General features: G+C 63.7%; 11 protein-coding genes. 5 read left to right on the forward strand and 6 right to left on the reverse strand.

Annotated features, from left to right (window positions below; translation table 11 throughout):
* Positions 1–217: 217 nt before the first annotated feature.
* From RMP10_RS03510 to RMP10_RS03525, 4 genes are all read right to left on the reverse strand, one after another.
* Positions 218–793: a hypothetical protein gene (locus tag RMP10_RS03510; RefSeq protein ID WP_310569053.1), complete on the reverse strand. Its 576-nt coding sequence runs from the start codon at positions 791–793 to the stop codon at positions 218–220.
* An 84-nt stretch (positions 794–877) separates the two neighbouring features.
* Positions 878–1108, reverse strand: a complete 231-nt coding sequence (locus RMP10_RS03515; RefSeq protein ID WP_310569054.1) for a hypothetical protein — start codon at positions 1106–1108, stop codon at positions 878–880.
* A 42-nt stretch (positions 1109–1150) separates the two neighbouring features.
* Entirely contained in the window at positions 1151–1378 is a 228-nt protein-coding gene (locus RMP10_RS03520; RefSeq protein ID WP_310569055.1) for a hypothetical protein, read from the reverse strand.
* A gap of 160 nt (positions 1379–1538) precedes the next feature.
* Positions 1539–2120: a hypothetical protein gene (locus RMP10_RS03525; protein ID WP_310569056.1), complete on the reverse strand. Its 582-nt coding sequence runs from the start codon at positions 2118–2120 to the stop codon at positions 1539–1541.
* Positions 2121–3116: 996 nt separating this feature from the next.
* On the opposite strand from RMP10_RS03525, the gene RMP10_RS03530 reads away from it, so the two are divergent.
* The gene (locus RMP10_RS03530; protein WP_310569057.1) at positions 3117–3488 is read left to right on the forward strand and encodes a hypothetical protein; all 372 of its coding nucleotides are present in this window, start codon (positions 3117–3119) and stop codon (positions 3486–3488) included.
* 502 nt (positions 3489–3990) lie between these two features.
* Here the strand turns inward: RMP10_RS03530 and RMP10_RS03535 are convergent.
* Positions 3991–4821, reverse strand: a complete 831-nt coding sequence (locus RMP10_RS03535) for a hypothetical protein (protein WP_310569058.1) — start codon at positions 4819–4821, stop codon at positions 3991–3993.
* A gap of 260 nt (positions 4822–5081) precedes the next feature.
* Between RMP10_RS03535 and RMP10_RS03540 the strand changes: the two genes are divergently transcribed.
* The 4 genes from RMP10_RS03540 (at position 5082) to RMP10_RS03555 (ending at position 7833) form a co-directional block, all read left to right on the forward strand.
* Positions 5082–5768, forward strand: coding sequence for a hypothetical protein (locus tag RMP10_RS03540; protein WP_310569063.1), 687 nt, complete (start codon positions 5082–5084; stop codon positions 5766–5768).
* A 413-nt stretch (positions 5769–6181) separates the two neighbouring features.
* Positions 6182–6919 (forward strand): twin-arginine translocation signal domain-containing protein, encoded by a 738-nt coding sequence (locus tag RMP10_RS03545; protein WP_310569059.1) that lies wholly within the window; start codon positions 6182–6184, stop codon positions 6917–6919.
* A gap of 176 nt (positions 6920–7095) precedes the next feature.
* On the forward strand, positions 7096–7470 hold the full coding sequence (locus RMP10_RS03550; RefSeq protein WP_310569060.1) for a hypothetical protein: 375 nt from the start codon (positions 7096–7098) through the stop codon (positions 7468–7470).
* A 138-nt stretch (positions 7471–7608) separates the two neighbouring features.
* Positions 7609–7833 (forward strand): transposase, encoded by a 225-nt coding sequence (locus RMP10_RS03555; protein ID WP_310569061.1) that lies wholly within the window; start codon positions 7609–7611, stop codon positions 7831–7833.
* Here RMP10_RS03555 and RMP10_RS03560 read toward each other — a convergent pair.
* Positions 7827–8826, reverse strand: a 1000-nt coding sequence (locus RMP10_RS03560; RefSeq protein ID WP_310569062.1) for an IS3 family transposase, incomplete at its 5' end; no start/stop codon positions are given. The two genes, RMP10_RS03555 and RMP10_RS03560, sit on opposite strands and share 7 nt — an antisense overlap.

Genomic DNA, 8826 nt, shown 5'->3' on the forward strand with positions numbered 1-8826 from the left:
CATGATCGTGATGCACGTCGGTCGCGGCAGCGGCCTCCTTACCGCGTTCAATGGCTGCGTTGTGCACCATGGTCTCAGCGTTGAGGCCATGCGGTGGCTCGAGCGCCACGGCTACCTGCCGGGATCGGATCTCGATCTCGCTGCGTAGTGCGGTGACGTGCTAGCAGCGAACCCCCCGTGCCAGGTGATCGGTACGGGGGGTTCGTGTTGTTGCCAGCTAGACCCGCTCGCGACTTTGGATCGTGGGATCGAGCGTCCGCAGTGCCGCGCGAATCGCCCGCGCGCCCGGCGGCCCATCGCCGTAGGACCAGCGGCTCATGTCGCGACTGAATCCGTAGCGCTTGAAGCGACTTGGCTCAACGTAGCTGTAGTCTTTGAGCTTCACAGGCGAGAGCACGTCGATCCACTCTTCGCCTGGCGAGAAGAGCACAAACGCCTGCTGCCCAGTCTCGAGTAGCGTCAGTCGGTAGCAATGCACATCCTGCGACACGTAGTGGGCGTGCAGGTGATCCTCAAACGGCATCGCCTTGATGACGTCACGCACGTCGTCTTTGGCGATCCGCACCAGCGCGACTTCCGCTGACGTCTGGGGACGCTGCCGTCGACTGTTTGCGATCCGCTCGCGCCTGGCGGCATCTTCGTTGGCCGCCTTCTCATCAGCAGAGGTCTCGTGAATAACCTTGGACATGCTGAGGCCCAGTGTCACCTGGGGATGCCGTTTCGGGGGCGGCGGGGCCGGCTTACCGGCAATGACGGTGATAAGCTTCAGGAGCGCATTGAGAAATTTGAGCATGCGCTACAATGCTCGCGGGATCTGACAATCGCTACAGCGCGTCATGCGCTAGTATCGGCGGTTTGTGTCGGCGTCGGCAATACGCTATCTGCCCGAGCGCCGCGCCATGCTTTCACCGGCAAAGCGCCCGACTCGCTCGAACGCCTCCCACTCTTCCAGATCTTCCGAGCTCAGAGGGCGGCCGGCCAGCGCTAACCATCGGAACCCCGACAGGAAAAAAAGCGCCCACACCAGGAGCACCATCGGGAAGAACATCATGAACAAGACCGCCTTCTCAACAAACGTGGCCGCGTCGGCGCCCGTGGTGAGCGCCACCAAGAACGCCACGATCAGGGCGGAAGTGATTAGCGCGATCCATCAGAGCCCTTCGGAAGCAATTATCTCCCGCGCGGCGCGAAGCGTGTCGGTGGCCTGCGCCTTCGTGAGCTCGTAGGTGTACCCAACGACGTAGCCAAACAAGCCGTCCTCGTCGACACCGGACAGCGGCTCGTCCGAATTGTCGTCTGCAACGGCAATCAGGTGCGCCGTCAGGGCCTCGAGCGTCGGGTACATCGGGTTCGGGGTGAATCGAATCGTGGTCAGCATGGATAACTCCAGAAGGGGTGTGTGCGGCGGTGACATTTCGAGTGTAGGGGGATCCTGCCAATTTGCCCACTCGCGTTTTCCGGCTCACGCTCTACAAAACGCAAAGGGGCCCCCGAATTCCGCAGGGCCCCCACCAACCGCAGCGCTCAGACCAGGCCCGCTATCGAAGCGCGGTGTAGCGCACGCGGTCTACACGCCATCCGTTGTCCCAGAGGCTAATCTCGGCATACCCGCTTTCTTGCTGATCCCATGGCCTGACGCGGATGAGGTCCGCTAACGGCTCACGCTTGTTGATCCATGAGAACGTGGCGACGTAGCGGGAGGGCGTCAGCTTCTGAATGCCCGTGATCTCGCCCATCGCGAACGACTGGATACAGAACGCAATACTACGGAGCGATCCGTCCGGCTCCAGTGTGCGCATCGGGCTACAGTTGCCGGGAGCGCGGGGCAGCGGCGTAAAGGCCGGTAGCGCGCTCACCTTCTTCATATCGAGAGTTCGTACACACTTACTGCTCGTCTTGCCGCTTGCATCTGCAATGAGGGTGTCAGCGACCTGCCTGAGGAGGCCGAGTTCACCGAGCACGCTGAGCAGCTTTTGTTGCATGTCGGGTGTGTACGTCGGCACATAGTCCTTCGGCACCAGCGGGTCGCAATTACTCATGATCGGGCGCGCGTAGATCTCGAGCGGCGGGTCGTACCGCACGCGCGCGGCAAATTTGTCGGCGACGACCTGCGCTCGCACCCAAGCTCGGGTTGGCGGGGCTTGGGCGGCGAGGTCGGCGGGGATTGAGAGAACCGCGATTGACAGGGCAGATACGAACAGGCTGGCGCGAGAAGGCATAACGCTCCGAATTGAGGGGACTGACCAAGGCCGATTGCGCGCCGCAATACCCACCTCGGCGCGCGACAATCTTGTAACGTCGTAGGACAATCCGTTATGGCGGGATATCCTCCGGTGGAGAGCGCTCCCAACGACAGAGACCGTCCCGCCAGACGGTCAGCCCCTCGCACCGGGCGGCGTCCCGGGGGGATGCCCTGCGGCTCGGACCAGAGCACGCGGGCGCGCGAGACGACGTCGGCGGGGACCTCCGGCGGTGGTCGCAAGACATCGACGTGGCGGCGGGTAGTTGGCATGGGGACAGCGTGCGGTCGCCGCCGGGCGCACGGCAGGGCATTGCGCCGGCAACAGGACCCGCCGCGACCGGGGTTAGCAAGGGGTTAACGGAGGGTTCAATTGCAAGCCCAATTGGCGCGACCTCGTTAGCATTCGTACGGGCCCCGATGGCGCAGTAGACGTCCCGCAAAAGGATGATAGTGAGTCGCTGTATGTTACGAGGCTCGAGGTCTTTGATCTGGAGAAACGGGAAATTCTCGCGACGCAGAAATTCCCAAACATGATTTAGGGATTTCTCGGACCAAACAGGGCGTTCGGTTTCAACTACGCAGAATCGGGCGAGCCGCAACTTGCCGTCTTTCGGCTTTCACTTGACGGCGCGACCAACAAATGACGGGTACCGAGACGGCAACGAGAGTAGAATTGACTCTGGCGGAGCGGCGCCGACGCTTGTCGCTAACGCGGAGTGCGGAGATCTGGATAGTCGGCTGCCATCCCACGGCATAACACGCGTTGCACCACGGGTAGGCCGTATTGTGCCTGGAGAGAATACTGGGAATCACGTCCACGACCTACGCAGAGTTTGGGTGTGTCAACATTTAAGAACGATTAATGGAGAGCTGAATGCGACGACGCGTCGCCTCGCTGCTGGGATGGATGGCGGTGTTCTGGGGTTGCGGAGTATTCCTACGCCTTCATCCGGAATGGACCCGTAGCGTCTTTCGGCCTGCCGCCGTGGGTCTGATCCTCGGCTTTAGTTTTCTTGCCCTAGGGGAGAGGATTCGCCGTTCCTCCATGAGACAGCGCTGGACGCGCGCCGCCTTGTGGCTCCTCGTGGCAGTCGGGATCATACTGATGCTCAGTCGATCAGCATTTCTGAAAACGATGATCGATGGTCACGCGATGACGGCGAGAGTCGCGGTAATTTTGTCCATTGGGTGCATGCTGCTTGGCGTCAACCTGTATCGGCAGAAGCAAGTTGGCGTCAGCAGGTGAATGGCTGTACTTGATGCGACGCTGCTGTGGTCGCAGAGGGAGAGGCGCGACCTCGGCCGCCTTGCAGCTAGCGCAGCCGTCGCTCGTTGCAAGGCCGCTCGTATCTCGCACTCTGCTGGGCGTTGGAAGAAACTCGGAGTGAATGCGCGCGGTGACGTCGACAGTGATGCGGCAGTTTCGCGTACGCCACGGGATCACGCTGTGGTCCGCTGCATCCAGCACGCCTCGCTCATGCCTCAGTGGACACCTCAAATCCGGCCACTGATCGACACCGCAAAACCGGCCACCACGCCGGCGAGCTGAGACGGTTTAGCGGATGCAGCGACCGCGGGATCGTTCACTGCCGAAGTTGCGTGCACCGGCTTCGGGGGCCGCAAGTGAGCCCGTGCGCATGGTGGAGCAGCCGATTCAGCAGCGCGGTGACGGCCGAGATAGACCTGCGACGGCGGCGAGTGACGCCGCAACCGCCGGCCAGGTGTGCGCCGAGCGATGGCGCGGAAGGCTACTTGGCTGCGGTCCGCAACTGAAACGGCATCAGGGCGCCATATCGCTGGTACGTACGCGTCAGCGCCGACGCCATGGCCGGGCTGTTTTCCATGTACGCCCACATGGCGCGCTGTGCCCGCACCACGCGCTTAGCAGGGTCCTTTGACACGGTCGCCGCTTTGGCGCGTTTGGACGCCGCGTCGAACGCCCGCATCATCGGCGAGTTCTGCGTCTCGAACACGGCCCTGTTCACGGCGACGAAGACAAAGGCCTCCACCATGGGGTCGACCGACTCGGGCAGCTCGGAGATGCCGTTGATTCCAGCACAGACGTGCGTGAACAGCGTGTCGCCGGTTGAGGATACGCGATCTGGATAGAAGAACCTCGCCCCGACGCGCTGCAACGTCTTGCTGGAGACCACGGTCCGAGCAGGGACGGTATACCCCTCGATACGCCGCCCCGTCGGTCGCCAATACGATGCGAGCATATAGTACAGCCGCTCGTTGAAGGCCGGGCTCTCGCGCAGCGCGGTGACGACCGAATCGCGAACCACCTGAGGATCACTTCCGTCGGTCACGAGCCGCGCAGCAGCGCCGGGCGTATGCGATGCGATGTACGACACGAATCGACCGTTGGCCTTCAGGAATGGTGCAAGCAGTGAACGTCCTCGTAACGAGTCGGCGTTGAAGCCCACGATGGACGCTGGTCGGCCGTCAGGGCCAGCGATAGTCTCGATACGAACCAGTGATGCGATCTCTGCAGCGATGGCTGCGCGCGGCACAGTGTCGCTCTTCGGGGCTACGATCAGGTTCGTCGCGAGCAGCAAAGCGATTGCAATCAGCCTCAACTCCCTCCCGATAAGTTCTGGACCAGCGATTCGCGTGGTCTGCTTTCCCTGCCGAAGCCGGCCGTCGACCTTCTGTAATGAAATCGTAAAGTATACCGGCGGGCCGCACTTCCGTAATCGAAGCACGTAGCCAGCCGCGGCGTCGAGTGGCTCAAGGCTGTGCTCTCCGGCCCGAGCGCCGACTGGCGCGTAGCGGCGCGAGAGCGAGCGGGCGATCCCCGCGGGAGCGACACTGGAAGGCAGGGTGTTGCAGCTAGGCGGTGCAGCAGGCCTCGAAAGCCGTTGCGACGGCGCACCGCGATCCCGGCGGTCTTGAGATGGCCACGGATCGTCTCGCGGCGGACACCGGTCGCCGCCTCGATCCGGCGGATCGACCAGCCCATTCGCCCAAGCCCGATCATCCGCTGCTGTTTGGTTTCGTCCAAGCCGTTGTTCATGGCAGCAAACGCCCCATCGGGGACGTGCCGCCGTCAACGCCTCAGCTCACGCAGCGTGGCGGCCGGTTTTCAGGTGTCGACTGGTGGCCGGCCACCCGTCCGAGACCGCAGGCACGGTGGTTGGGGCCCATTCGGATTACGTTCGACTACCTGCGCGTAGATCGCCACGTCGTGGCGCATCACCAGTCGACCTGGGACCGGCAGCCGAAGCGCGTGCACGCTCGGGCCATCGAGCTGATTCGGTGGATGAACCAGCAGCTGTCGAAGGCGGTCGCGTACAGTTCCACAGGGAATGCGGTAGTGGACGCGTGCCACGCGCCGTTTCGCCCGCTCGCGAATTCGATGATGATCATTCGTTGTGACCGTCGAGAAACCCATTGTGGTCCCTGCGCGGCGGCGTTCAGCACCACCCGGCGCCGTGCACCACAGGCGAGCGCGGCTGCCGGCCAGCATCTTTCACCCTGTCCTTCGATCTTCACCCCCGTGGGCGCCTCCATTCGAGATCAATGATCAGCGTACCTCGCCGACCAGCTAGCCGGTCCTGGGCGGATCGAGGCCAACATTGGCGTGGCCGCGACGCTGGACGACGCGATGGTCGCCACGGCCCGCCCAAGGCAGCGGCCACGCGAATGCGCATATTCCTGGGAGAGCCGCGAGCGCCTCTTGGCCATCAACTTCGCGACGTAGGTCGCTCTTGCGGCGTTCCCACCGACCGACCCGGCCTCAACTAGCCTGGCCGGCACCGCTGCTGGGCCGGGCGTCCGGCAGCGCGGCGCCCTATACTATCGGTTGGGCACTTGTCGGGCCTACGCGCCCGTTGACCACTGTCACTCGTGTTCCGCGGCGAGCAACGACTGCACGCTTGTCATGCTCTCACCACCGTCCACCCGTTAGGTCGCCATTCTCTCGCGCCGGAGTTGATAATGTTCAGTGGATTGACCGCCTCCACCGACCGCCGTGGCTTTCTCCGACGCGGCAGCGCCGCCGGTGGCCTGGCACTGCTTGCACCGCACCAGGCCGGCGCGGCCGGATCGTCGCCCTCGCCGTTCGACGCGTTGGCGGACGCGAGCGCCGAGCGCGGCCCGGCGGCCCACACGCTGGCCATGGCGGAGCGGCGCTGGGACCTGTCTTGGGTCCAGCCGGTGCGGCGCGCCGAGGACAAAGCCGTGATCGACACCGCCGGGATTAGCGACGGCTTCGCGTTGCAGATCGCCGCGCGCTACCTCGACAACTGCGATGCGGTTTACGGTCGTGGTAAACATCAGGCCCGCGTCGTGCTCAACATTCGCACGCGCGCAATTCCGCTCGCAATGTCAGACGCACTGTGGGCGCGCTTCAACCTCGGCGCCGACTACAGCGTCAAAGATCCGCTCACCGGCGAGAGCGCCACGCGCAATCCGTTTCTCGCGCGCGCGGCCAACGCGCCAGCGTACGAGGTCTCAATACAGGACCTCCAGGCGCGCGGCGCCATCGTGCTCGTGTGCGATTTCGCGATGGGACATCTCGCGACGCGACTGGCGACGAAACTTGGAATCACGGCAGACGCCGTCCACACCGAGCTGCTCGCGGGTTTGATTTCAGGCGCGACGCCGATGCCGTCAGGCATGTTTGGCCTCGCTAAGGCGCAGAATGCCGGGTGTGCGTTTATCGGCACGCCGTAATCGAGCAATCCGCGCCCTTGGTCTTCGTACCGCGAGGAGGCAGTCCGGATGGACAGACACGTCGTCATGAGCGGGTCAGTCGTCAGCTGGCGTTTGGATCGCGCGCGTGACCGCCTCCGGCGCATGCGCGCCGCGATGCGTTAATGCTTTCGCGTGCACCACAACAGGTTCGCGCGATGGCGATGCGGCTGAGCGCGAGTGGACTGCTCGCGTCATGCGGCCTAACGGACCCCGACACCTACGTGCTCAACGTCGACCGCCTTGAGATCGCACGCACGGCTGGATCGTCGGACTCGGTCACCGTGCGTTTCGTCGGCTATGTTGGGAATACCGGGTGCCAAACCCTCAATCGCGTGAAGAATGCCGTGGTGGGCGATTCCATTTGCTATCGTTTCATCGGCAACACGGGTGGGCGCAACTGCTTTCAGAAGCCCATTCCGCTTGCGTACGACGAACGGGTCGCGAGCATGCCGGCGCGCACCGTGCGCCTCGTCGTAATGAATCGAAATCGAGCGCCGCTGACGTTGTCCCTACGACTGCCGCTGCCCTAGGCGTATAAATTGCGCGCGCTGCGGCGATGCCCGGCACTGTCAACACCGATAAGAATTGCGCACTTTTTGGAGTAACCCCGCCGACTGGACAAATAGGGAGTTGGGGTTCGACCTTCGAGGCAGCGCCTCGGAGGTTCTATGCGTGGCAAGACATACCGACGGTTCAGCACCGAGTTCAAGCTCGGGGTCGTGGAGGCGGACTTGGCCGGCGAGGGCAGCATCAAAGTCTTGGCCGCTAAGGCCGGCATCGATCACTCCCTGCCGCACTATTGGCTCAAGAAGTATCACGCTGGCGAATTATCGCTTGATCTCCGACGGAACCTGTCAATGAGTTTGAGACACCGGGTGGGTGGGGTTTACTGAGCGACGTCGTCTGACGGTCGCGGTGTGGGGGGATTGATCCACGCGGCGGTCGGTAGCGCGCGTGGGGTGGGCAGACCATGGACAAAGCGGTCCGGACGCGCGGCGTAGGCGGCGGTGAGGACGTCGGCGCGTGCGGCGTTGCGCGCGTCAGCCAGCTGGTGATGCACGTCGAAGGGTGTGTGCAGCCCGAGCCCGCTGTGGTGATGCTCGGTGTTGTACCAGTGAAAGAAGTCGACGCAGTGCGCGCGAGCGTCTTCGAGCGACCCAAAGCGCGCGGGGAAATCCGGGCGATACTTGAGCGTCTTGAACTGCGCTTCCGAAAACGGATTGTCGTTCGACACGGAGGGGCGCGAATGGGACTTGGTGACGCCGAGATCGGCGAGCAGGTGAGCGACCGGCTGCGAGACCATCGACGATCCGCGATCCGCATGGAGCGTGAGTTGATTGGGTCCGATGTGTTCACGGGCACAACTGGCGGCGATCAGCCGCTCCGCGAGCAGCGCCGATTCGCGCGGCGCGACCATCCAGCCCACGACGTAGCGACTGAACACATCGAGGATCACGTACAAGTGATACCACGACCAGGTCGTGGGCCCCTTGAGTTTGGTGATATCCCAACTCCACAACTGATTCGACGCGGTCGCGAGCAACTCGGGCGCGGTGTACACGGGGTGTCGCCGCTGCGCGCGCCGTTCTCGGATTTCGTCGTGCGCAGCCAAGAGTCGATACATGGTGCGCTCGGCGCAGTGATACACGCCTTCGTCGAGCAGCGTCGCGTACACTTGGGCGGGCGCCAGGTCGATGAAGCGGTCCTCGTGCAACACGTCGAGGATCCGTTGCTGCTCGACGGGCGCCAACGTGCGTGGTGGTGCGCGGCGGGGCAGCGCGCACGTGGGCCGCTCGGCGCGTCGGCGCGCCCGATAGTAGGTCGCCGGCGCGACCCCAAGGCTCGCACAGAGCCCGCGCAGGGACGTCGCCGCCCCGTGCGTCGTG

Origin of the sequence: Gemmatimonas sp. (assembly GCF_031426495.1) — a bacterium.
Lineage (GTDB): Bacteria > Gemmatimonadota > Gemmatimonadetes > Gemmatimonadales > Gemmatimonadaceae > Gemmatimonas.